The sequence below is a fragment of the Reyranella sp. genome (genome assembly GCF_965228225.1).
Classification (GTDB): Bacteria; Pseudomonadota; Alphaproteobacteria; order Reyranellales; family Reyranellaceae; genus Reyranella.
Genome location: NZ_OZ245801.1, coordinates 593,655 through 618,663, shown reverse-complemented (window position 1 = coordinate 618,663; position 25,009 = coordinate 593,655). Strand labels below are relative to the sequence as shown.

Genomic DNA, 25,009 nt, shown 5'->3' with positions numbered 1-25,009 from the left:
GGCCCGGCCTATCCAACGATTGGCTGCGAGAGCGCAGGGCGGCCAGAGCCGCCCCGCGGGTCGCGCTATTCGGCGGCGATGGGATGCGGCTCCACATCGCCCGTGACGACGTCCTGCTCCTCGCCACCGGCGAGGAAAGCGGGAAGTTCTTCGACCTTATCGGTCGGCGTGTCGGACACGTCCTCACTGTCGACGGGCCGCAGCGGCTCGGGCAGCCAGCCCGTCCCGTCGAGCAGCCGCTCGGCCTCCGTCGCCATCTCGGCCTTCTTGAGATGGTCGATGAGCTGCGCCGCAGGCTCGCCCTTGGCCTCCCGCACCGCTTCGAGGATGCGGGGCTTGGTGACGCGGCCGAGGTAGTTGTCGACCGTGGGCCGCCAGCCGGCTTCCACCATGTCGAGGCGGACGGCGCGGGCGAGCCGGTCGGCCTGGGCAATACGGTGCTGGACACCGTGCGCCGAGACGCCCGGACCGCCATAGCGGTCGCCCTTCTCGTAGAGGGCATTCACTCCGAACGAGACGCAGTGCGCCAGTAGCGTGGCCCGGCGGGTGTCGTCGAGGGCGACGAGCCAGTCCCAAAGTGCGTCGTCGTCCTTGGGTAGCTCGGCCTTCCAGGCCTCGTGCCGCTCGGTGACCGCCTTGGCGGAGGGGCTGTCCTTCAGGTCAGCCGCTTGGGCAGGGAAAAACACATGCCGCACCGAGGCTTCCAGACATCCGCCGGGCGCGCTGTGCTGGAAGGTGTCGAGGCAGAGCTTGTGTAGCAGCGCCGTCATGGCGACCTGCGGGTTGTTCGCCACCGCGTCCCGCAGCGCCAGGGTGCGGTGGGCTGTCAGTTCGCCCACGAGCCGCTCCGGCAGTGGCTTGATGGCGTCATCACTGTCGTCGTCTCCGTCCGACTCGCCCCCGCCGATGGTGATGACGGCTCGCTGCATATCGGAAGTGGCGGATGTCGTCCCACCGGCCTGACGGGCTTCGCCTTCCGCCGGGTCTTCGCCACTGGCTTGAATCGATGGCTCGTCCTCCGGCCGGACATAGCCTCGATCTACATCCAGATGTCCGTCAGCGTCGATGCTGACGAACACACCGGCGCGCGCGATCTGGGTCGGCTCATGACGGACCGGCCGATTCTCGAAGGCTGCGAGTGCCGTCTCGATATCGCCCAGCCGCGCATCGACCTCGTCCGGCAACTCGTGGGCACCTTCGTATTCGCTCTCGAGCTTCGCCTGCTCGGCGGTCAGAGCGTCGAACGTCGCCTGCTCCTCCAGCGTGAGCTCGAGCGTCACGCCGTCGAGTTGCCGAAGATGGCTCGCGTGGCCGTAGCGGAAGTCGATCGCCACCTCGATCCACTTCCAGCCCTCCTCGGCAATCTTCTGGGCCTCCAACGCCAGCTTCTCGGTCGCCAGCCTGTTGAGCAGGGCGACGTCCTCGAGCCAACCGCCGTTATCTTCCTCGAAGAGGTCATGCTGGACCACGCCGCCGGCGGCCTCGTAACTCGCCCGCCCCACAAACCGGGCCCGCCGGTCTGAGCCACCCACAGCGCTCTCGGTGAGCTGGCGGCGGATCAGATAGGGCTCCTTGTTGTAGGATTGCTGAAGCGCCTCCCAGACCTGCTCCTGCCGTGCGTGGTCGGTGGTGACGGTGAAGGCTATGAGCTGCTCCAGGGTCATGCCATCCTCGGCGTAGACGTCGAGGAGCCTCTCCGACACGGCAGCCAAACGCAGCCGCTGCTTCACCACGGTCGGGGCGACGAAGAAGCGAGCGGCGATCTCCTCCTCGCCGGCGCCCTGGTCGCGTAAGACCTTGAAGGCACGGAACTGATCCAGCGGATGCAGGGCGACACGCTGGACATTCTCCGCCAGCGAATCCTCCTCCGCCGAGATCTCGCCCGTTGGATCGCGCACGATGCAGGGGATCGACGCCGTCTTCGAAAGTCGCTTCTGCTTCACGAGGCGCTCGAGGGCACGGTAGCGGCGGCCGCCGGCCGGGATTTCGAACTGGCCGGTCTCGGCGCCCTCGACGTCGAATACCGGCCGGACATTGAGGCTCTGCAGTAGTCCGCGCCGGGCGATGTCCTCGGCCAGATCCTCGATCGAGACACCGACTTTCAGGCGCCGGACGTTGGCTTGGCTGAGCACCAGTCTGTTGAAGGGAATGTCACGCGAGGCGCTGAGGGTGATCTTCTGAACGGTGTTTGCCATATCGGATACTCCGCGACAGACGGCCGGGAGACTCTCTCTCGACCTGAAAATCCGTCACGGAATTCGGCGCAGCCCTCTGGCTCTCACTTGTAGACAGACCCGGAAAGAAAGGGGTTCGCGTGAGTAATCGGAAACCGTGCGTCGATTTTCGACGACGTGCACGGCGGCCAAGAACTCAGCGCGATGCCGACTTGGCACAATTTTTACGATTTGTACTGAGTTCGCTCAAATCGATAGGACGTACGCGCCACGTCTTACGATCGACGCTGCTGAACTTCACGTCCGTTCCTGGAACGAAGACATTGAAGACCTCGAAGAAATGATCGCGCAGCCGACGGTTTCGCGCAGCATCTTCCTCACTCACGCCTTCTTGGGGCGAAGACGCAATGTCGAGGTTGACTAGCCACCGCCTGAGGCTACCGATGCGGCCATTGATTAGCCGGTGAGAATTGAAGCACATCGTCGATTTCGGGCCGGGCAGCGCCTTCGGTTGTCATGCCTTTCGGATCGCCGGCGGAAACTCCGCGCAATGTCGGGAATACACCGTAGCAAAGATCGCTTTTGTACTGAGTTGATAATTCTAGCTCTACAACCGATGCCGATTAGAGTTCGCTATTTGCGATCGAGCAAAGTGCAGAAAAAGTCGGACTCGCGAAGAATACGGATACTCTACCGACCGCTGCCTGCCCCCCCCTTGCTTCGCCAGCCAACCCAGCACGCGATAGATTGTGCGATGGAAGCGAACATACGCGTTTCGGCCAGAAAGGAAGGCGCTCATTCTCTTGTTGTGATGTCATTTGAGAGCCTGCTTTCGCAACCAGTTGTGCAAATGCCGGGCACCTTTCGGCAAATCCTTGTCAGAGCGGAGACAGATGAAATAGTGCTGCCCATCGTCGAACCCTTTCGACGATAGCTGTACCAGCGTCCCTTCCTTGAGTTCGTCCTGGATCAGCAGGGAGCGGGTCAGCGCGATGCCGAAGCCCGCCAGAGCCGCCGCGCGTGTGAAAAGACCATCTTCAAAGATCGGCCCGGCTTCGCCACCTAAACGTCGCCACGTCGCGAGCGAAATGCCTCTGCATATTGGTCGCCGCCCCAGCCATATTCGAAGCTGAATGCCGCACACCTGCCCAAATGCAGCTTTCGAGCGTCTTCTGCCGTTACCTTGAACTGGCAACGCCACTATAACCGACGCTCGAAACTACCTGCAGACGAGCCCGGTCAGTCGCGAGTCTGCTAACCGAGCTCTCTGCTAGCAGGAGATCTTGCAGTCGATCCAACGACCGCCGGGATCGGGTGTAAAGATTTTGTCACCCGCCTTTGGCGGCTTGTCGCTACGAGCAACCGGCATGCTTCGGGCATTCATTCTGTCGAGTAGCCTCTTGAGCGGGATGCCATTGCGGAAATTGCCGCTTCCCTGCTGTGTCGAGATGACCGCCGTCGTTTTAGGTGGCAGGTGCTTGTCGATGAAGGTGATTGGCGTCGCGTTGTGACTGCCATGGTGACCGACCTTTAGAAAGGTTGCCGTCGAAGCCAGCTCCAGCGCATCCTGGCTCTCCAAAATTGTGGTCCAAGTGCCGACCTCTGCGTCACCCGGCAAGAGCAGGCGCGCACTACCGATCTCCAGGACCAGCACAAGACTCTCGCCATTCAAGAAGCCTTCCGCCTTCTTCGCGGCATAGAGCAGATCGTCGTTGAAGCGACGAATAGCTTTCAGTGTCGCGTCCTGGAAAGGCATACGCCCCTGGCGACTACCCGCCGGTATGGTCCACTCTTTCGAAAACGGCGGCTCATTTCCGCCGTCGAGCCCATCGGTCTCCGTCCCGCCGAAGCCCCAACTCGACGGGACCTCTCGGCCCTTTCGGAACTTTGGATCTGTCGGTGGACCTAGCACGTGCACGGTGACGCCTGGCAATACTGGCGTCGTGAACTGCGAAGGAAAGTGCTTGCGATCCTCTGGCAAGAACCTCCGTTTGGCAGCCTTGCCATTCGCTCGCTTCATACCGTCCAGCAGATTGTCGATAGCCGGAGCGTTTGCCCTGGCATTCCACAGCATGAACGCAGCCTCGTCGCGTTCGTCCTGAGTGCGCGCATCGAGTGCCATTGTCGCGGCAGGTTTCAGATTGCCCTTCGAATCCCACAGACTATCGATGCGGTCTAACAGCCCATTCCACAATCTGAGGCCGGGCTCGTCCTGAACGGCATTCGGATTTGCGGTAAAGGGCAACCACACTTCTTCGATATCGACGCTCTCCCACAAAGCGGTTTCGCCGAACCCCGAGATGTGATCTTGGTGACGGTGCGTTGCGACCACGACATTGAGCGTCTCGCCATTGAGATCTTCCTTGATCTGCTTAACCAGCTCCTTGTCGCTGAACTTTCCTTTGCCCAGGCTGTGATAGCCACAATCGACGAGAACACGGCGCTCGCCTTCCGATGTCGGGATCCAAAACAGGAGGCAATCGCCGAATCCAACATTGTACATCCGGACACGGATCTCACCTTTCTTGTCCGTCTTTTCGCGCGAAGCGCCGCGCTTCTTCGTCGCCGGTTTCCTGCTCATACGCGCCCCTCATGCATGCCGTGATAGTCGACGGCAAATGGGTCAATTGACGAATTCTCGATATGCCAGCCCATCGCATCGGTTATCGCCGTGTGCGCCATGCGCTCCAACTCCTCTTCGCCGTATCGCGCCTTTCCGACACCGATGACAAAACGCACCCGCCCCGTCACGTCGATCACAAGCGTCAGTCCGCCGGGCAGCTCGCGCATTTTGCCATCGACCATGACCTTCTGGATCTGGATCAGCTGAACGACTAGGCCGAACCGCGTCTGACCATCGGACGTAACGCGCCTTGTGGCGTGGAAATGAGTGAACTGCAGGCCGACATCCGCCAACAATCCGATGCTCTCGCGATCGACAGGCGACAAGGCCGAGAACCAGGCAAGCATTTGCGTCCGGAGTCTCTTCGCCGCAGGTGCGTCATCCTCTGGCGACATGGCTTCCGATCGAGACGTTGTGACCTGGTGCGTCTGCCCTTCGGTCATTTCGGAGGACTCTTCGTCGCCATCTTCATTCGCCCCGAGTCGCTGGTCCTCGATATTACTTGTAATGGCGAGATCGACCCATTGCCTGAACTCGTGCTCATAGTTTCGCCAGGTGTCGCGATTTGCCATGTCCAGCAGCAGTGCATTGACCGCCAAGGAGCCGGCCTCGACGGCAAAGATGCCGCGCCGCCGGCATGCCTCGATGATCGCCCCGCGCAAGCCGACCTCGTCGAGCGGATTGAGTTCCCAGTCGGCAGTAACTAGAGCTCGGAGAAAGGCGCCGAAAGTCACATCCGCCGGTGGCAAATAGTCAAAGGCTCGGATGCACATGGTCAGCACCGACTGCGCGGTGCGCACGCACTCAGCGGTTAGCCGGTTGATCAGATCAGGGTGCAGCGCGCCTTGCTGGCGGATTCCGGTGCCGCCTGTGGCAATGCGGATCAAGTCCGCGGTTCGCCTCTCGTAGGTATTGTAAAAGCCGTCAAAGATTGCGGCGACCAGCACGGCTCCAAGCGCATGCTCTTCGCGCACGTCCTGAATCTTGGTCTTGCTGTCGAGCGCAGTCCGCAGTGCCTTGCCACTTCCGAGTCCCTGCCCAAACTGCGCGGCAATGTCGTAGAGCGATTGGCTTCGCAGCAGATCACCCTGCGCATCCTGCAGCGCACGCTGCACCAAGTCGCGGTAGGAGAGCCGCTGAAACATCGCAACGAGATCGGCGAACCCCTCATGAAACGCCCGCACATGCGGGTTAGTGGCTACATTGAAGGAGGGACGCAGCCGGTCGACGATGGCGTGTGTCACCTCATGGGCAACGATGTCATGCGAGAGGCAGGTGAAGATCAGCTGACCCGGCAGGTTCTCGCCCGGTGCGTCTTCACTCGCCCGGAAATAGCCGAACAGCACGGCGCGCATGTTTGGATGATAGAAGGCGTTGCCGCCTCGGAAGGCATGCGGCACCAGGCGAAGCCGGCGCCGGCTGCGGAAGTAGATGCGTCGACCAAGTGCGCGGTCGAACTGCTCCAGGGTGCGCATAGCGACCGCATACACCATTTGCTGATGGAACTGCGGATCAGCTTCCGAAGGCTCGAGGCCATGCTGCATGGCGATGGTCGCATCGTCGAGGTCGACAGGCTTCAGCCAGGTGGGGGTCACCGTTGACGCATCGACATCGACGACCTCGAGGCGGTCGCCATAGAAACTTGCGGGGAAGAAGGTGCCGTTCGCCGGTCCACCTCGCCATTCGAGCGGCTCATACCTGATCTGGACTGTGGTTTGATGCTCAGAGGCCCGCGAGACCATAGGGTCGATCGCGTAGATGCGAAGATGCCTGAATTCGGGTTCCCGTTGGTCCGGTGACGTGCGCATGCGTTTCTAGATCCTCTACATGTCCGCCGAATGTCCTGGCGGAAGGCTTCACATCAAGGCGATACGGTCCGTCGCTCAGTACTCTCCTGAGAAGGGAAAGCGCACAGGCTCGACAATCTGAATGCCTAGCTTCGCTTGAAGATCTGGCTTCAGATGCGCTCTCATCGCGGCATCGCAGATTGCATAGCCCCAATTCATGAGCCGATTTTGAAGATCTCGGGGCATCCTCTCGAGCCGCGTCGACACCTCGGCTAGCGACGTCGGGTTTCTGGCGAGGCACTTCAGCGGATCGGTGGCCAGACCGTAGTCGCCATAGTGCGTCCGGATTCCCCAATAGGTGCCAGTATGCTCGCCGCGCTTGTAGGAAGCGATCAGATGCCGCTTGCGGAGGCTGCGCACCTGATTGTCGACCGTGTCGAGAACTCTAAGAGAATGACGCGCCCAGTCCTGGTGCGGACTTTCCTCGGCCATGATCTTCTGACCGGCGTCTGAGACGAGCAGAGTAGAAAAGCGCTTTACGGTTTCGAGTCCAAGATTGTCATAAACGCCCCCGTCGCTCAGGATCGCCTGCGTTGTATACGGAGGATGACTCAGATCTGCGCCAACCGTAGGCATTACATGCTGATTTATCGGCAAGACCATAGGCGACAGGATCGGCGGAAATGCAGAGGACGCCGCCACCGCCGAGCACAGTTTGACATTCGGCGCCGCAAACAAGCCGACCCGATAGTCACCCATATACTGTCGCGAGAAGCGCCACAGGGCCGACGATTGAATGTTCGTCGCATTGATGACGAAACGCGGCGCTTTTTTGCCCGTGTCGTCCGGCAGGTCCTGTAAGCTTGCGCCCTTGAACAACACACTGTCGTAGGCTTTGGCAACGCGATCGCTAATGGACCCTGGAAGAAAGATGCCGCCAATCACGGCACCAACATCTACCGATGTATCTGCCATCGACCGCATACCGTCGACGAAGAGGTCGAACTTCTCGGCCTTACCGTGGTTGAATTGCAGCTTGTTCCACAAGAGTCCGAGGTAGGCAGCCGTAATTGAGCCACCGGAAACGCTGGAGATTCTCGCGAGCTTGCCGAGAAGACCGACCTCGTTCAGCCGGACGAGTACGCCGACGTGAAACATCATCGCGCGATAGCCACCGCCCGAAAGTGAGAGAGCAACGCCCTCCTCAATGTCAGAGGCTATATCCCCGTCCAATTCGGGCAGGTCACTCGTCATTTGGCCCCCTTCCGGTTATACTTGGTATCTGAATTGCTCGCGGTGCGCGAGTCTTCAAGTACGTAGAGTCCGCTCGAAATTTCGGGGCACTGCGTCGTTCCAGCTCACAGTAGCGCGCAAGGCCTATCTTAATTTATACGTTGCCTTATCAGCGAGAAATTCACTCGATACAGCAGCACAACTTTGCTCGTCGCTAATCGAGCGAGCCGGAGAGTTACAGCCGAATGCACTCATGAGGCCTTTAAACGCACTCACGTCAAACTCCGTGGGATAGGCATATCTGCAGTATTTCGCCGCGCCCGTTAGCTTCTCGCGGAAATAGTCCTTACCCACTCCATTCGCCCAATCGAAGAAGCCGTAACGCACTTTACTTCCCGCTCCGACCGCGATCGGCCGGTTGAAATTAACCTTCAACGCCATGTTCCCGAATGTTCCGATGCCGAAGCTGGTGTTGATACCGGCCCGCGCATCGGTACTTCCGGCTTCGCCACTTAAGCTTCCCAGTAGGCCCGCCAGTCGAGCCGCAGCCGCACCCCTCGCCGCTGCTGTGACGTCCGTGGATGGGCTAGTTTCTGGTTTTGAAGCGTCGACCTTCGAAGGCGCAGGAAGCGACGGTATCTTGGGCGTTCCTTGCCCACCGGCGGCCTCCAAGTCCAACGCCAGGCGCACTGCCGTCTCAGCATTCTGGCTGAAGCTATATTCGATCGCACCGGCATATACGACTCGGTTGATGACCTCGACTGTGACTCCATTACGTTGCAGTAGCGCCACATCACCCTTACAGGCAGGTAGCGTGAGTTCTGGTCGGAGCTGGCCCAACGCACTAATGAGATCCTCTGCCCAAAGTCGTCGGTCGACAGGAAGTGCGCCCCTCGTTTGCATGTGACTAAATCGCCAGGTATCGAGCGAAAGTTCCTGAATATTGCTGAGGTAGATATGCACTGCGGTTTCGGTAGAGGAGCCGAGGCCAAGCCTTGCGCCAACGTTGCCAAGCAAGCCGGTCGCTCCAAGTTGAGCCGAGGTCACTCGCCCAACGGTGAGCGCCGGAATGGCCGACCGCTGAAGCCGCACCCGGCACTTCTCCTGGTCTGCGTGGCCGATCTGGTACTTGCAGGGCGCTGCGTCATCGTTCAAGACTACTCGAGGAGTTGCATCCAGGGATTTGTCCGCGTCCTTCCCAGGTAGCGGCTGAATGGATAGACGATCATTAGACTGCTGTCCCTTAAGCTCATTCCAAAGTTGATCTCTGGGATAAGACCCCACCCGGATCAAACTAAACCGCGGCAGTGAAGGGCCGCCGCCAGGAGGAGGGACATTCAAATATATGTCGCCGACCTGCACATCCTCCGTCGGGGGATAGAAGCCGAACATATTCAGGCGCCGCATCGCGTCTACCCATTGGCGTTCGACATCCATCTCCGGTGGCGACTGGCAACTTGAAGTTGCCGTGATTGCAAAAGCCATTGCAATGCCGAACAGCATTTTCCGCATGAGCGGTCGCCCTCCCCCGCCGAGGCCAGTATTCCTACAATCTACACTTGTATCCGCACTATATCTGCGTTTTTGAGATCAATCAACTACCTCCAACCGGTGACGACGCGAGGCCTTACCACTCACGACAGCATTTCAGCCCACGAGCATCACGGATCTACAACCAGGTTTCGTCGACGGCGTGGTCACGCCCTGTTCGGCACGACGCGCGATGTATCGGGATTCGCTTGGACCGTCACGGGAGAGTGGCTTGAAGTTCCATCGTTGCCCCAGGGTCTTGCTCAACCGCTTGAACGACGCAGAGAGCAATCTACCACTAATGATGCTGGAGTTTGTGTTGTCGGTGATCTGCGTGATCCGCCATGGCGTCGGCCGTCGTGGCTAATCGATCGAGCGCATTCACTCACTCGATTTGAAGCCGTAAATTCGTAGCTCGCCTAGTCGTTTAAAATGCGCGCAGCGGGTATGGCACTCAGTGCAAATGCCAACTTTTGTACTGAGTTGCGAGATTGCGACGAGTGCTCAAGCGCCTCCGGTATGTCACGCGGTATTCATTCACTTTTTTGCACTGGGTAGCCTAAACAGCCCTGACTGTGGCCGTGACATGGAGAGCCACTCAGCGGCAAAGACCCAACGAAATTGAAGTTCGACGGTACGCTAAAATGAAAGAGCTTCGACTCGCTCGGGGCGCGCCTTGTTGCCCAAAAATGCAAAGCCGTCGGGAAAGAAAGCACCAAACTCATTCTTAGCTAGATATTCGAGGTCAAATATCGGCAACACTAGACTTTCAATTTTCTTATCGAGAATTTCGCGCAATGACTTGTGCAGTCGCCGGACTACGTCGCCATGTATTGCAAAGTAGCCGCCTTCCCGTGGATCCGCAATTCCCGTAGCGTTCTCTCGCCGAACAGATGCGGGCGAAAGAGCGAAGAGTTTCGCGCTATATCCAAACCAGAACTCTTCTCCCTGAACTTTTACGACGCGATATTCCTGAGATTGCACTTTCTGAAAACGTTCGCGATCGCCGGCCAGGACAGCATCGATTGCCTCTGTAGTAGAAAGTGCATCTGACAGAGCAAAAGATCCTCGGAAATTGCGCAGAGCCAGGCTGGGGCTTGTTTCACCAGACGCAGCGCGCTTGCCGCTTCCCCCGCCACTCCCAGTGCCGCCATAAGAGCTCTGCGTGAGAATAGTCTCTTCGATATGGAGATAGGATGCGCCAACACCAACGACTGCGCCAAACGCAGCCGCATAGCCATGCAGAATGGGACTTCCCGCAACTGTAGTTCCAACGTGCTGCGAGACCTGATTCTTATATGCATTACGGCCGTCCGTCACAACCGATCCGGATGTTACGCTAGAAGCCACTGCTCCTTTGGCTTCACAGATCACCACGCCATGTCCTTGAACTGGCGGACCATCATAGACGAAGTCCGGAGTGGGCGACGAAAGGCCGAATGACTTAGCATTTGCACGCCATACGTAGCCCACACTCTCCATATAGCGATCAGCAATTCCTGCTCCCAACCTTGTTGAGAACGCAGTTCGCTCAGTATCAGCAAGCCCACCGACGTCACTAGTAATAGAGAAATTTGTGCCACTGTCATCGACAACCGCAGAAATGAGCGGGGCAACACTAGCCGCAAGGGCCTGCAACATAGTTGGCGAAGCACTAGTAAGAGATATCGCTCTCGCGACGCTCGCAAACATTTGCGGTCCAGTAAAAGCGAGCTGACTTGTCGGCGAGGGTGGCACAAATTGTTGATTGAGAATGCTAGTTGGCCCTTGCTTGGCATTAGAGATGCCACTGAGCAACTTCACCGTAGACATCTGCCAAGGAGTAGCCATTAGCCCCTCAAGCTTTGAACATTGCATCTTACAGAGAGCAGTCGGTAATCTAAAGATGTAGTTCTATTTTGCACACAACCTACGCCGAGCACTATCTCATTTGTTGCTGGAAACCGCTGAGAGCTTCATTCACCACGCATTGCGCTCTAGAAGTGAGCCAGCCTTCTTGCATTATCCCTGCACCATCGCGTAGCAACGTCTCTCCGTCCAACGTGATCCTACTTTGACCAAATAACTTTGAACTCGAACCCGAGGCCGTTCGTGCTTCGCCAAGCGCTGGCAAGCAATGTATTGAGTTGGTCCAAGCGAAGTCGGTTTGCCCCCTTTGTTGCCTTGACCGCAACTTGGTGCGCGGCTTCGGTCACATGCGGCTGCACAATCACCACTCGACCGATAAAATCCCCCAAAGCGTCAATTGCCGCGACGAATGCGCTTTGCGGCACAGGTTTGCCATCCTTCCACCAGTAGTTCGACGCCCGGGCCGTCTTGCGCAGGCCTTCTGCCAACGCCTCTTTATCTAGCCATTGTAGGTTCTTGATCGCTTGCCCAGTCACCACCTCGTAGGCTGCTACTGACAATTTTCGATTGGCGGAGATGCTCTTGGCGCCTTTGACATGAATGAGCGAGAGTACCGGCCTTGGACCGGATTCATCCAGGTGTATGAAGTCGGCCTTTTCGTTAGCCCCGTCGTCGCACGCCAGCCAACCTTTATGCGTCTTCTGTACCCAGCAAAACAAACTGTCTTCTTGGCCGATCCTTTTCAGGCTGCTCGGCTTTTCAAGCTTGACGTTATAGCTACTGAAATCTTCCGCTGCGTGATGATCGAAGCCGATACGCTGCATGCGGGGACTATAGACCTGCCGATCCGACACGGTATGTCCACTATCGTAGCGGATATTCACGCCAATGCCTCTGACAAGGATACTCTTCACTTGGCCGAAGGACTTGTCGTTTACCGCCGACGCCTTGACGTCGTTCGCTTTGTACTTGACCTTGCCGTCGCGCGCGATCTCAACATGTAGCGTGAGCGTGCCGAGAACCGCGCCGTTTATTTCAACCTCGATCGCGACATCCGCCTTACCGGCCGCCTGCGCGATCAGGTTGGTCTGCAGTATGAGCGCCGCCTCCGCGTTCGTTGTCGCCGCATCGACTTCCGAGTCGTCGAGCATATCGGGCGGAAGAATAGAGACATCATAGGCGTCAACTACGTTTGTGGGATCTAGGCTTTCCAATGGTGACGCCAGAAACCGGAACGGCTCGTTCGGCGTCTTCTTGGCGCCGCGGACTGCATCTATGAGTTGACCAGTGTCGGTGGCAAACTCGACAATAGAGTGGGCTTTTCTCAGCCAAACTCTCGACGCGCGCGGTGACACACCCACCGTAAGGTCTAAGCTCGTACTTCGAGACCGTGCCGCCGACCAATAGAAGCTTTGATCGTCGAAAGGATCGAGCGAATAGTCGAGATCCTGGCCGGCAAGTATCTTGGCATCGGCCTTGGTCGCGCTCCTTCGATGAATGCCAGACAGCCAAAGCGTCTTGGCCTGGCCGTTCTGGAGGAATGCGGCGGACATGGTTGCCCGGGGTACTGGAGAGAGCCAGCTCAGTGGGACTTTTTTACTTACTTGCGCCAGCAAGGCTGTACGGATCGGACCTTTCAACTTCGAATCGGTGACATGAAGAGCCAAGTGGTCATGCCGCCTGAGCGCCAGAACTAGGTGATGCTGCACGTCCTTGATTGTCCCATCCTTGGTCCAGGCTGGTGCAATTTGGCGCTTGTACCACATCGCCCGCAGCGGGCCGGTCGGCGATTCTGGCAAAAACTCGAAGTTCGACGTCTGCTTTTCGTCTTCGGCCAAGCAGATTTCCTTAACGTCTAGCAGGCAGCGTTCGAGTCGCTGCCCTAGCGACACGCCGGACACCTCGGCAAGTGTCAGCGAGACAAACGGCTCGAGCGCATCGTAGAAGGCTGGCTTAGTCATCGAACGGCTCCCCCTACTCCGAACGCACATGCCGGCAATTGACGCGAACCGGCTGTGGCGCACCCCATGTCTTTATACCACTTATGGCTGTGCCTGCGAATTAGACTTTTGGTTGAGTGAATGCCGCGGCGAGGAAGCGCCACGGCATATGCCATCACCGCCACTTGACGGCTACAGCGGGTCACGTCGCTTGCGGCGATCGTCGAGGCCAAAAAGTGGCATGTTAGCGATAACAGTATCGGGCTGCTCACGCCTGCGCGCTCGTTCTTCGACGCCGATCGCCAAGATCAACTGAATCAACGCAGATCGTGCCATCTTCATCACGCGCAGCGCCTTCCTTTCGAGAAGGTCGCTGTCGATAAGAAAGCTTAGACCTTCTCCACTCGGCAGAGGCCGGCCAAGCGACCATGCCCACCCCTCATGGACTTGGAGAAACTTGTGCTCGAGCGCGTTGCGGATCTCATGTAGTTCGCGCGCATCGGGCCCAGTCGTGAGCTTCAACTGATCATCGAACAGCTCCTTAGATAGCCAGAACAGCCCACGTAAGGGCCAGTTGCTATAGTCCATGAAGCGGTCATGAAGCCGCGACTTGCCTTCGACCATCCAGACATTCTTGAAGTTGATGCGATCCGTGACTTTTCCGAGCTTCCAATAGTGGTCAACGAGAAACGCTACTTTATCGAGCAGTGAGTAGGCGATGCGATAGGCCGCACGCACCCGCTCGGTGGCGAGCGAATGCATCGGATAGTCCAACGTATTGAACATCCGAACACCACGATCAGAAAAGTGCTGCTTGGTGTCCTGCAAGCCCTCGTACAGCATGAAGCGAGCTGATACGTACTCCTGTTTCATCTGATTGAAGAAGCCGATCACCGGCGGCGGTGTAACCAAGCCCGGCCGCTCGTCTAATCTTTCGGTTATCGGCGGCAGTACCAGATCGTCAGATGCAGCTCTTGCATGAGGCCCAAGATCATTGAGCGAATTCAAGAATAGGCGTTCGTCGAGACACCACCGCCGATACTTCCTCTCAGCCTTGCTGCGCCCTAGCCGTGGCATGCCAAGATCCAGCAGCTCACGTATCCGATTTAGATCACCTGCCGAGGCAAGCGCCTTGGCGTCTTCGGCGAACCTTTGGATCAACGCATATGGGTGGGGAGAATCGTGTACTGCATCGGCGCCCGTTGCAGCAACTAGCCCATCATGCGCGTGCAGCAGTAGGATCGCGCGCTCGCGATCATCGTCCAGCAGCCCGCCATAGCGCTTCAAGCCGTATCCCCGATTGGCCAGTGCCATTGCGAATTTGGGAACTGTTCGTAAGGCGGCGTCCCACCCTTCGATCGCGTCGATGAAGCGTCCCATCACATTGAGTTGGTTCGCTCGATTGGTCAGGATCTGGCAACGGCGGCCGACGTCCAGATCGGCAAAGCCAGGATGCGCGACAGCTCGCGATAAGGCGAGGATCTGCTGCTCGCGTTCAGGATGCTCCCAGGCCCAGGACCCACGGGCGCCAACGGCTACTTCTTTCGAGTACCACGCGTTGGCTCGGAAATAGTCGAGGCGCGCACACAACTTGGCGCTCGGCTGACGCTTCTCAAGTTCATTGAGGAGGTTGATCGCGCGGTCCGCACCAGGCGCGAAGCCCGCGTCGAGTGAAGCGTCGATGAGCGCGCCGATATGGTCGAGCGCCGCCTCGTCACCGAGCTTGGTAATCGAGCGATCACGCAGGCGCTTCAGTCGGTCAGCCTTTACCAAGCGCGAGATCCCTGCGTTCGTAACCGCATATGCTTGGCACCAGAGGCCTTCTGTCTGCGCAGCTTATACTGGCCCGGCACAAAAGTGTAGTTAAGCACTGAGTTGGCATTTCTGCGCCGAGTTCTGCCCTGAGGAGATTTGTGGCCATTTGCACTGAGTTCGCTTGGCACCACTCAACTCGGCTAACTCGGCATCGAACAGGGTCCGCAACGGCGGCGCCAGTCCTGATCTGCGCGAGCCAAAAGGCCTGCGCACGAGCGACATCTCCCTTCACATGACACGATCAAGGTAAAAGCGCGAAATTTCCATTGAAACGCGCGCGGCGGGCGTCGCGCGCGACCATTCACTGGAACACCGCGTGGCAATCAGCTCGTGATTTTCAACGTGGGAATGAAGCCGCCGACGGTCCGATTCTGGTCATAGATCTGCATGGGTAAATCAGCCTTCGGCATCCGCACGCGCCCTACCTCGACTGCCGCTGAATTCGGCAACGCGGGAAAGACGTTGATGACCGAATCCTCGCCGTGAAAGGCCTTGATCCGATCGAACAGACGTCGGAGCTGGCGCTTGAACTCGACCAGGTCATCTGGACGACGCATGATGTCGTTGTGCGGATTCTCTGCCGTCAGCGACCAGATGGCGACATCCTCACCGAGCACCGTGCGAATCCGTTCGTCCGTGACGGTTGCGCTCAGCGCGAGCTTCAGCGCGACCGCGACCTTCGTTAAGCCGGAATACTCGCGGGTCTGAAAGGTGATCGCGGGCTGGTCAGCTTGCCAGCGCCATGTCGGCGGCTCGCGATATCTCTGATGAACAGTGACCGGGACGATGTCCCCCAAGAGATGCCCTAGCTCGATCAGCAGCGGCTGCGGCGCTAGCGCGAACACGCTGAGCTGCTTTATCTCCTTTTGCTCGATACGCTCCTTCACCTTGCGCGCGAACACGCGCCGCAGATTCTCCTGCTGAACAGTCCAGTAATTCGCTTCATGGTCGGCATAGTCACATCCGACCAGCTCGATATCGATCGTTCGGCCCTGAGCAGGATGCCTGTCGGGCGGCATCGCCATGAATATCGATCGGGTCGACACGAGGGCGTCCCGCTGTCCGATGTCCGCCGCGAACCGGAGGACGTGCGCGGCGCGCTCCTGCGCCATTCCCGTCACGATGGCGATCCGGTCCTCGTGCTCCGCCTTCATCTCGAGAAGGACGTCCTCGGGATGATCCGCGAGATAGTCGACGTCTACGCCCTTATGGTGCTTCGCGCAGAGCAGCATGAGATTGCTCAAGTCCTTGGCGAGCGCAGGCGAGCGAACCGGATCGCCGCGCGGGCCGTCGGCACTGTCGGCGACGATGTGCGCGATGAAGCCGAACTTCCCGTCTTCGCGCCCGGCGATCAGGTCGCCGATGAGCTCCTCGTTGCACCCACGGTATTCGCAGCGCCCGGCAGCCTTGGTCCAAAGGGCGACCTGAATTTTCTGTGGGATTTGCGTTTTTGCCATGATGGTGTTTCGCCCCGATTCGCTATACTGTTCACGTTTTATACTCCAAGCTCAACCGCGCAATTGGACTATCCACACGCGGACCGTGGGCTTCACTTTGGGGGCCTATGGTGGAAAAGCAGACGCGCACCCGCGAGAGCGAGGAATTCCTCGAGGATCTTGCCGAAGAACTGAGCGTGCTGCCAAGCCGGTATGAGGAGGCCGAGCGGAGCTACAAGTCGCTGGGCGACTGGCTGCATCGCGACGCCTCGAGCGTCCGGCAGTACGGACCGAAGGTCTATGTCCAGGGGTCGTTTCGCCTCGGCACAACAATCCGGCCGTTGAACGAAGCCGAGGAATATGACGTCGATTCCGTCTGCGAGCTGCAGAAGCTGAGCAAGACCTCGCTGACGCAACAGCAACTCAAAGCCCTGCTCGGCGCCGAGATCGAGGCCTATCGCCGAGCGCAGAACATGAACAAGCCGCTGCGCGAGGGTCGCCGTTGCTGGGTGCTCGACTATGCCGATGGCGCCCAATTCCATATGGACATCGTGCCCGCGCTGCCGAACGGCCAAGCCGCGCGCCTCCTCCTGGAATCCCGCGGCTACGACGCGCGTTGGACCACAACCGCCATCGCCATCACCGATAGGGAAGGGCCGACCTACTATGCCGTTACGGACGACTGGCCGCGCTCGAACCCCAAGGGCTACTGCGAGTGGTTCAAGAGCCGGATGGCGGCCGCGCTCGAACGGCGCAAGCGCGTGCTCGCCGAGAGCATGCGGGCGAGCGTCGAGGAAATTCCGGACTACAAGGTCCGAACGCCGCTCCAGGCCGCCATCATGATCCTCAAGCGTCACCGCGATCATACGTTCGAGCATCGCGGAGACGAACGCCCGATCTCGGTCATCATCACCACCCTCGCGGCGCACGCCTATAACGGCGCAGAGACAATCGGCGAAGCGCTCGCGGTGATCCTTGCCGGCATGGACCAGCATATCCTGTGGCACAACAACCGCTATTGGATCCCCAATCCGACCGACCCGCTCGAAAACTTCGCCGACAAATGGGCCGAGCATCCCGAGCGGGCTACCGCTTTTTACGATTGGCTCCAGAAGGCCAGGACGGAATTTGCCGAGGCAGCCCGGTCGAGCGACAGGAGAGTGATCACCGAGACGGTCGGACGCGGCGTCGGCGAATCGCTGGCCGATCGCGCGGCCCGCCGCCGTCCGCCGCTGGCCCGATCCCCGCTGCTCAAAACCGCATCGGTGGCGCCGGTGGCGGGGGGGCTTTCCTTTCCGGACAGGAGCCGGGTCCCGACCAAGCCTCAGGGGTTCGGCGCCGCGGAATGATCTGGTGGCTCGAAAACCCAACACGCGCGCAGTCCGAACGTCAGGGCGTCGCTGAACTCGCGGAGCGCGTCGGCTGGCTCAAGGGCGTGCGCTGGCATCTCTCGAACGGCGCGGCGCTCGCGGTCGACTTCGAGATCGAGCATGACGGTGACAGCGTTCCGCTGACGATGACCTATGCGGAATTCCACCCCAATTCGCCACCCATGGTGCTTCCCCGAGACGGAAGCCGCCTTTCGAGCCATCAGTATGGGGCGGGCGGAAATCTCTGCCTGGAATATCGCGCCGACAATTGGGGGACGACGATCACCGGGGCGATGATGATCGAGAGCGCGCATCGCCTGATCGCCGGTGAACGCGATGCCGATGGCCCCGAACTATCGTCGGCGCACGCCGTCTCGCTCGGCCAAAGCGTGCGCGGCTCATACTTCCGGTTCCTGCTGATGCGGGAGATGGAAGAGCGCCTCAAGGCGATCGAACCCGGTCAGTCGGTCGAGATCGGCATTGCGGAGAAATATCACGCCGATACTTTCACGGTGACGATTGCCGATATCGATGGCTTCACCGATGGCCGCGCATGGCCAGCTGGGATTCGGGAGACGACGAAGGTCGGCCATGCCATTCGACTGCCGCAAGGAACGGCGATGCCCGCGGCCACGCAGACCGGCATCGCCGACCTGCTCGGTGCGCTTGGCCTCGACGCGCTCCGCGAGGCTGCGCTCGCCACCAGCGGAGAGATGGATCTCGTGTTGGTCTCCGCAGCCGGGATCGGGCATTTCTATGCCTATGACGCTGGCCAGAAGCGCGTTTACGGTCGCTCGCGCCTCCTGAAGGTCACCGCCGGCAGCCGGCTCCCCGACGACTATGCTGGTCTCGCCGGCAAGAGCGTCGGCATTGTCGGATGCGGCTCGCTTGGCTCCAAGCTCGGCGCGATGCTGGCGCGTGCCGGTGTGCGGACCTTCACGCTGGTTGACGATGACGTCCTGTTCGCTGCGAACCTAGTGCGCAACGAACTCGGCGCCGCCGCAACCGGAGTGCACAAGGCCGACGCGCTCCGTAGCCGCCTCATCGAGATTGCTGGCAAGATCGGTGTCACGGTGCGGCGTGTCGCGCTGGGCGGCCAGGAAAGCGCCGATTCCACCGCCTCGGTGATGTCGGCGCTGCGCGCCTGCGACCTCATCATCGACGCCACCGCCGACGCGCACTGCTTCAACTTCTGCGCCGCGGTGGCGAGGGAAAGCCTCAAGCCACTCATCTGGGGCGAGGTCTTCGCCGGGGGCATTGGCGGCCTCGTGGCGCGCGTTCGATCGGGCCATGAGCCTGAGCCCCAGACGGCCCGCAATCAGATCAACGCCTGGTGCAATGCACACGGCGTTCCCGCCCCGCTCGCCGGCCTTGCGGCACCCTATGAAGCGGCAGACGGGAGCGCCGGACCTCTGGTGGCTGACGACGCGGAAGTTTCCGTCATCGCGGGTCACCTGGCACGGTTGGCGACGGACGTCCTCACCCGACCGGAGGACAGTGCTTTTCCGGCGCCCGCCTATGCGATCGGCTTGCGCACGGCCTGGATTTTCTCCCAGCCCTTCGAGACATGGCCGATCGAACTCGCCGGCTCCGCCCCATGGAAGGCCGAGCGGGACCCCGCTTCTGTCGCAGAAAGCCTTGCGCTTTTGCGCGAACTCTTGCCTTCGGCGTTCGATGGTCACGATCAGCCTTCCCAATGACCAGCGGGCGCGCCTTCGCAAATGCCTGAGAGGCGCTGGTCGGCGCGAGATCGGCGGCATCCTCATGGGGGAGCAAGTGGCGCCGGATCATTTCCGCATCGTCGACTTTTCGGTCGACGACACGACCGGGACGGCCGCTCATTTCGTCCGCAGTCCCGATCATCATGCGGAAGCGCTCGAAAGCTTCTTTCGAAAGACCCGATCGAATTTTAAACGCTTCAACTATCTCGGCGAATGGCACTCCCATCCCAGCTTTCCGGTCCGGCCGAGCCACGAGGACATAATGTCGATGCAAAGCCTGGTCAATGGCGAGCGGGACATCGACTTTTCAGCGCTCCTGATCGTGCGATTACGGTACTTTCTCCTGGTCGAAGCCGCTGCCTATATGTTCGTTAGGCGTTCCGCGCCCGGCGAAGTCGCGCTCACGAGCTGATCGCAGTTTGCGCCATCTCCGCTCCAAGGGGCGATGGGGGCCGGTGAGCGCAAGATCGCCTTCCGGCTGCCTATGGTGACATGTTCCGACGCTTTTTTTGATATCGAGATCCTCCTCAGCCGCATTCGGAATCCGCAGTCGAAGGTGTACTTCCTCGATGCCGCCACGGCCTATAAGGCGAGAGTGTTGGGGGGGCGCCCTCACCTCCGCCTGGGTCGCGATCACGCGCAGATCGTACAGCACTCTAGATGTCAGGTATTGATCTTGCCTTCTTTCCGAAGCACCCGGACCAGGAACGCCGCTCTAGTCCGCAAATCCGAAACACGTATCCCGCCCAAGGCTCAAGCACGACTCAGTGCAAAAGAGTGATTCAACACTGAGTGTGTCGGCACCTCAGTACATCCATTATTAATCGCTTACGTGCATGCGGCGTCGCGTGCGCTGGTGAGACGCTCTGCGCGTCCAGACTTGGGGTCACGCGCCGGCAATCGATTCCAGGCGATGACTTCGTCTATGGAAGTGCATTTCGTTGAAGATGGTGCGGGCGGTCGGAATCGAACCGACACTCTGTCACCAGAACAGGATTTTGAATCCAGCGCGTCTACCAGTTCCGCCACGCCCGCCTATTGCCACCGAGGGCTATCCTAGCCCTCTGCGCCTATTTTGCACCTAGCGCAGTTGCCGTCGCAAGGACGCTCCCTGCCGTAGCCGCTCAACCCTCGAAAATCAAACGACTTTTCCGACTGTTGCGCCAAACGTCGCAGGGTAGACAAACCACTTTTTGAGTCAGGCGCGTCTACCAATTCCGCCACGGGGGCACATTGTCGTGCGCCGGGAATAAAGCCGAAGGGTGGAACCGGGTCAACTGCGGTCCCTGCGTCCCCTGCCCCCCCGCTGGTGGAACTCAGGCGCGCAGCCGGTCGGCGTGCCATTTCAGATGGTCTTCGATGAAGGTCTGGATGAACCAGTAGGAATGGTCGTAGGCCTCGTGCCGTCGCAAGATCAGTTCCTGTCCGGCGCTTGCGGCCGCCGCTTCGAGGGCGTCGGGCCGCAGCTGGGGTGCGAGGAACTGGTCGTTCAGGCCCTGGTCGACGAGAATCGGCCCTGCGAATCGGCTGCCCTGCTTCAGCAGCTCGCTCGCATCCCACTCAGCCCAGCGCACCCGATCGGGCCCGAGATAATTGCCGAAGGCCTTCTCGCCCCAGGGCACGGCGACGGGGTTGCAGATCGGCGCGAAGGCCGAGACCGACCGGTAGGCCTGCGGATTCTTCAAGGCGACCACAAGGGCGCCATGGCCGCCCATCGAGTGACCGAACACACCGCGCCGGGCCGCATCGACCGGAAAGGTCGCCTCGACCAGTGCAGGCAGTTCGCGCGTCACATAGGAGTACATGCGATAATTCCGCCGCCACGGCTCGGCCTCGGCATCGAGGTAGAAGCCCGCGCCCGTGCCGAAATCCCAGTCGTCCTCCTCGCCCGGCAGGCCGAGGCCGCGCGGGCTCGTATCCGGCGCCACGAGCACGAGACCGAGCTCGGCGGCATATCGCAAGGCATTTGCCTTCATCATGAAGGTCTCTTCCGTACAGGTCAGACCCGCCAGGAAGTAGAGCGCCGGGAGTGGCCGCGCCGACGCGTTCGACGGAACGAACACCGAGAACCTCATCTCGACGCCGATCTCCGTCGAGGCATGGCTGTAGAAGCCGATCGTCCCGCCGAAGCAGGCCTGCTCGCTCCGCGTCGTCATACCGGCCATCTGCTCACCACACTCAACGGCTACACGGCCTTCTGAATACAGGAAGGCGGCGCCGAGCACAGCGCTTTGGAAGCCATTGTGCAAGCGAACAATCAGCTTGAAGTCCCACAGGCGCGCCGTTCATATCCGCGCCCCGGAGTGGCACCGTGTGCGCTCCCGTCTCTCTCATTCGACCCAGAGGTGTTACTTGGCGGTATCCATCCAGGCGCGCATTGCCGGAGAACTCGGGGTCAAGGAACAGCAGGTCCAGGCCACGGTCGAGCTGCTCGACGGCGGCGCGACGGTCCCCTTCATCGCGCGCTACCGGAAGGAAGTCACCGGCTCGCTCGACGATGCCCAGCTCCGCACGCTCGAAGAACGGCTGGTGTACCTGCGCGAGCTCGAGGCAAGGCGCAAGGTCATCCTCGACTCCGTGCGCGAGCAGGGCAAGCTCGATGCGACGCTCGAAGCGGCGATCCTGGCGGCCGATACCAAGGGCCGTCTCGAGGACATCTATCTTCCCTACAAGCCCAAGCGCCGCACCAAGGCCGAGATTGCCAAGGAAGCGGGACTCGAGGCGCTGGCCGACCTGCTGCTGGGCGATCCGACCGTCGATCCGCTGGTCCGCGCCGAGCCCTTCGTCTCGGCCGACAAGAACGTCGCCACCGCGGCGGCGGCGCTCGAAGGCGCGCGCGCCATCCTGGTCGAGCGCTTCGCCGAGAACGCCGACCTGATCGGCGCGCTGCGCGAGGAATTCTGGGCCAACGGTCGCCTCGTTTCCAAGGTCCGCGAGGGCAAGCAGGAAGCCGGCGCCAAGTTCAGCGACTATTTCGACTTCTCGGAGGCGCTGGCCAAGATGCCGTCGCATCGCGTGCTGGCCCTGTGCCGCGGCGAGCGCGAGGAAATCCTCGGCCTGACCGTGGAGCCGGACGATCCCGCGACGCGGCCGCCCGCGGCGCAGATGGTCCCCAGCGCCTACGAGCTGCGCATCATGCGGACCTACGGCATCTCCGCCCAGGGACGGCCGGGCGACAAGTGGCTGGCCGACACGGTGCGCTGGGCGTGGCGCACCAAGATCACGATCATGCTGTCGATCGACCTCAGGCTGCGCCTGTGGACGGCGGCCGAGGAAGAAGCGGTGCGGGTCTTCGCCTCCAACCTGCGCGACCTGCTGCTGGCCGCACCGGCCGGCGCACGGCCGACGCTCGGCCTCGATCCCGGCTTCCGCTCCGGCGTTAAGGTCGCGGTGGTCGACGCCACCGGCAAGGTGGTGGCGACCAGCACCATCTATCCGCACGAACCGCAGCGGCGCTGGGACGAATCGCTCGCCATCCTGGCGAGGCTGGTGCGCGAGCATAAGGTCGAGCTGATCGCGATCGGCAATGGCACCGCCTCGCGCGAGACCGACAAGCTCGCCATCGAGGTGGTGAAAGGTCTGCCGGACCTCAAGCTGCAGAAGATCGTGGTGTCGGAAGCCGGGGCCTCCGTCTACTCGGCGTCGGCCTATGCGTCGGAGGAACTTCCCGGCCTCGACGTGACCCTGCGCGGTGCCGTGTCGATCGCGCGCCGTCTCCAGGATCCGCTGGCCGAGCTGGTGAAGATCGACCCCAAGTCGATCGGCGTCGGCCAGTACCAGCACGATCTCAGCGAGTTCAAGCTGTCGCGGTCGCTCGACGCCGTGGTCGAGGATTGCGTGAACGGTGTCGGCGTGGATCTCAACACGGCATCGGCACCCCTGCTGGCGCGCGTCTCCGGCATCGGCACGTCGCTGGCCCAGAGCATCGTCTCCCACCGCGACACGAACGGCGCCTTCCGCTCGCGCAAGGCGCTGAAGGACGTGCCGCGCCTCGGCCCCAAGGCCTTCGAGCAGTGCGCCGGCTTCCTGCGCATCCCCGGCGGCGAGGACCCGCTCGACGCCTCGGCGGTGCACCCCGAATCCTATCCAGTGGTGCACCGGATCCTGGAGGCGACCAAGAGCAGGATCGATGCCGTGCTGGGCAATGCCCCCGTGCTGCGCGCCCTGTCGCCCAGCGCCTTCGTCGACGACCGGTTCGGCCTGCCCACCGTCACCGACATCCTGCGCGAGCTGGAGAAGCCGGGACGCGATCCCCGTCCGGCCTTCAAGACGGCGGAGTTCAAGGCCGGCATCGAGACGCTGAACGATCTCGAGCCGGGCATGATCCTCGAAGGCGTCGTCACCAACGTCGCCGCCTTCGGGGCCTTCGTCGATATCGGCGTCCACCAGGACGGTCTGGTGCACGTGTCGGCGCTGTCGAAGACCTTCGTGAAGGATCCGCGCAGCGTGGTGAAGCCGGGCGACATCGTGCGCGTGAAGGTTCTGGACGTCGACAAGCCGCGCAAGCGCATCGCGCTATCGTTGCGACTCGACGACGAGGCCGGCGCCCAATCTCCGCGCTCGTCCCGTCCCGACAACGGCGGCGCGTCCCGGCGCGATCAGGCGCGCGCGCAGCCGCCGAAGGCGCCTTCCCCGGGCGGCGCATTGGCCGACGCCTTGCGCCGCGCCGGCGTCGGCGGCGGCAAGGGACCACGGTGAGCCTCCCGACTTCGTTGGAGCGCGCCGCCGAAGCTCCCGGTCAACCTCAAGGGTGCGCCTTCCTTTCCAGGGCGACGTCCACCGTGAGCAGCGTGGCGTTCGGATAGAAACGAAACTCGATCTCGTAGGATTGCCGATCGTCGCTGCCGGCATAGACGATGTGGGAGTTGCCGTGCGGGCGCGTCGCGACTGCTTGCTTTCTGTGAACCGAAGGAAGCTCCGGGAGAGCAAGCTGCCAGTCACGCCCGTAGAGCGATTCGATGGACTCGAAGTCAACCTCGGAAGACTCCGTCAAGACAAACGACCACACGGCAGTCACCTTGTCCGGCTCTGCGCGATATAAGAACGTCGCCGAGATCGCCTCGATCTTAGAACCGCCTATCGTTCGAGGCGGGGTGGATGTTGCAAAAGCGGGCAAATAACCCGATCGAAAATCCAGAGCAGGCTTTTTCCGCCAGTCCACCACGGTGGCGCCGAAGTAACTCTCGAAGTTCTTTTCGAGATAGAAGCCTTCTTGCAGCAATACACCGGTTGAGATTGCCGCCTTCAAATTCTGCATGATGCCAAGAATGGTTGTCGGACGCCCGACGGCCCCTTGCAGGTCGCGGGCCTCGGGCACTTTTGTAAGCGCCGACATCGGGAGGCAGGAAAGCGCGGCCACGGAGAGGAAAACGCAGCCAATACCAAGAGCGGTGTTCGGAGCTATCCAGCCCATGCCAGCTTGCCCAATTCAGGTTGCACTCGATCGCCTTGAACTGCGCTCGAGTGTGAAGGCGTTAGCTTCATCAGGCTCGGCCAGGGAGTCAAAGGCCACGGAGCCTGATCTTGGCCAGG

At 60.6% G+C, this 25,009-nt stretch carries 16 protein-coding genes and 1 tRNA gene; 4 read left to right on the top strand and 13 right to left on the bottom strand.

The window, feature by feature from the left end; genetic code table 11:
• Nucleotides 1-65 precede the first annotated feature (65 nt).
• The 10 genes from ACO07K_RS02935 to ACO07K_RS02890 all read right to left on the bottom strand — a co-directional run bounded on the left by ACO07K_RS02935 (nt 66) and on the right by ACO07K_RS02890 (nt 16,407).
• Nucleotides 66-2,195: a ParB/RepB/Spo0J family partition protein gene (locus ACO07K_RS02935; protein WP_422034425.1), complete on the bottom strand. Its 2,130-nt coding sequence runs from the start codon at nt 2,193-2,195 to the stop codon at nt 66-68.
• Nucleotides 2,196-2,988: 793 nt separating this feature from the next.
• Entirely contained in the window at nt 2,989-3,375 is a 387-nt protein-coding gene (locus ACO07K_RS02930) for a LysR substrate-binding domain-containing protein (protein WP_422034424.1), read from the bottom strand.
• A 69-nt stretch (nt 3,376-3,444) separates the two neighbouring features.
• Nucleotides 3,445-4,755, bottom strand: coding sequence for a ComEC/Rec2 family competence protein (locus ACO07K_RS02925; RefSeq protein ID WP_422034423.1), 1,311 nt, complete (start codon nt 4,753-4,755; stop codon nt 3,445-3,447).
• The gene (locus tag ACO07K_RS02920; RefSeq protein ID WP_422034422.1) at nt 4,752-6,605 is read right to left on the bottom strand and encodes a hypothetical protein; all 1,854 of its coding nucleotides are present in this window, start codon (nt 6,603-6,605) and stop codon (nt 4,752-4,754) included. The genes ACO07K_RS02925 and ACO07K_RS02920 overlap by 4 nt, the downstream gene beginning before the upstream one ends.
• 75 nt (nt 6,606-6,680) lie before the next feature.
• Nucleotides 6,681-7,838, bottom strand: coding sequence for a patatin-like phospholipase family protein (locus ACO07K_RS02915; RefSeq protein WP_422034420.1), 1,158 nt, complete (start codon nt 7,836-7,838; stop codon nt 6,681-6,683).
• A gap of 123 nt (nt 7,839-7,961) precedes the next feature.
• A complete protein-coding gene (locus ACO07K_RS02910; protein WP_422034419.1) occupies nt 7,962-9,329 on the bottom strand; it encodes a hypothetical protein in 1,368 nt (455 codons plus the stop codon).
• A 657-nt stretch (nt 9,330-9,986) separates the two neighbouring features.
• The gene (locus ACO07K_RS02905) at nt 9,987-11,150 is read right to left on the bottom strand and encodes a hypothetical protein (protein ID WP_422034418.1); all 1,164 of its coding nucleotides are present in this window, start codon (nt 11,148-11,150) and stop codon (nt 9,987-9,989) included.
• A 245-nt stretch (nt 11,151-11,395) separates the two neighbouring features.
• The gene (locus ACO07K_RS02900) at nt 11,396-13,156 is read right to left on the bottom strand and encodes a hypothetical protein (protein WP_422034417.1); all 1,761 of its coding nucleotides are present in this window, start codon (nt 13,154-13,156) and stop codon (nt 11,396-11,398) included.
• Nucleotides 13,157-13,327: 171 nt separating this feature from the next.
• Nucleotides 13,328-14,908, bottom strand: coding sequence for an LA2681 family HEPN domain-containing protein (locus tag ACO07K_RS02895; RefSeq protein ID WP_422034416.1), 1,581 nt, complete (start codon nt 14,906-14,908; stop codon nt 13,328-13,330).
• A gap of 365 nt (nt 14,909-15,273) precedes the next feature.
• Complete coding sequence (locus ACO07K_RS02890; RefSeq protein ID WP_422034415.1) at nt 15,274-16,407, bottom strand: SAVED domain-containing protein; 1,134 nt, start codon at nt 16,405-16,407, stop codon at nt 15,274-15,276.
• Between the two features lie 110 nt (nt 16,408-16,517).
• Here ACO07K_RS02890 and ACO07K_RS02885 point away from each other — a divergent pair, with 110 nt between their 5' ends.
• Genes ACO07K_RS02885 through ACO07K_RS02875 form a run of 3 tightly spaced genes read left to right on the top strand, consistent with a single transcriptional unit; the run spans nt 16,518 to nt 19,889 of the window.
• Nucleotides 16,518-17,735 carry a nucleotidyltransferase domain-containing protein gene (locus ACO07K_RS02885; RefSeq protein ID WP_422034414.1) on the top strand — a complete coding sequence of 406 codons (1,218 nt, stop codon included), beginning with the start codon at nt 16,518-16,520 and terminating at the stop codon, nt 17,733-17,735.
• Complete coding sequence (locus ACO07K_RS02880) at nt 17,732-19,456, top strand: ThiF family adenylyltransferase (protein WP_422034413.1); 1,725 nt, start codon at nt 17,732-17,734, stop codon at nt 19,454-19,456. Before ACO07K_RS02885 ends, ACO07K_RS02880 begins: the two co-directional genes overlap by 4 nt.
• Entirely contained in the window at nt 19,431-19,889 is a 459-nt protein-coding gene (locus ACO07K_RS02875; RefSeq protein ID WP_422034412.1) for a Mov34/MPN/PAD-1 family protein, read from the top strand. The genes ACO07K_RS02880 and ACO07K_RS02875 overlap by 26 nt, the downstream gene beginning before the upstream one ends.
• Nucleotides 19,890-20,425: 536 nt before the next feature.
• On the opposite strand, the gene ACO07K_RS02870 is transcribed toward ACO07K_RS02875, so the two are convergent.
• A tRNA-Leu gene (locus ACO07K_RS02870) sits at nt 20,426-20,512 on the bottom strand.
• A 281-nt stretch (nt 20,513-20,793) separates the two neighbouring features.
• Nucleotides 20,794-21,633, bottom strand: a complete 840-nt coding sequence (gene fghA, locus ACO07K_RS02865; protein WP_422034411.1) for an S-formylglutathione hydrolase — start codon at nt 21,631-21,633, stop codon at nt 20,794-20,796.
• Nucleotides 21,634-21,829: 196 nt separating this feature from the next.
• Here fghA and ACO07K_RS02860 point away from each other — a divergent pair, with 196 nt between their 5' ends.
• Nucleotides 21,830-24,175 carry a Tex family protein gene (locus ACO07K_RS02860; RefSeq protein ID WP_422034410.1) on the top strand — a complete coding sequence of 782 codons (2,346 nt, stop codon included), beginning with the start codon at nt 21,830-21,832 and terminating at the stop codon, nt 24,173-24,175.
• A 46-nt stretch (nt 24,176-24,221) separates the two neighbouring features.
• Here the strand turns inward: ACO07K_RS02860 and ACO07K_RS02855 are convergent, their stop codons facing one another.
• Nucleotides 24,222-24,890, bottom strand: a complete 669-nt coding sequence (locus ACO07K_RS02855; RefSeq protein WP_422034409.1) for a hypothetical protein — start codon at nt 24,888-24,890, stop codon at nt 24,222-24,224.
• Between the last annotated feature and the right edge of the window lie 119 nt (nt 24,891-25,009).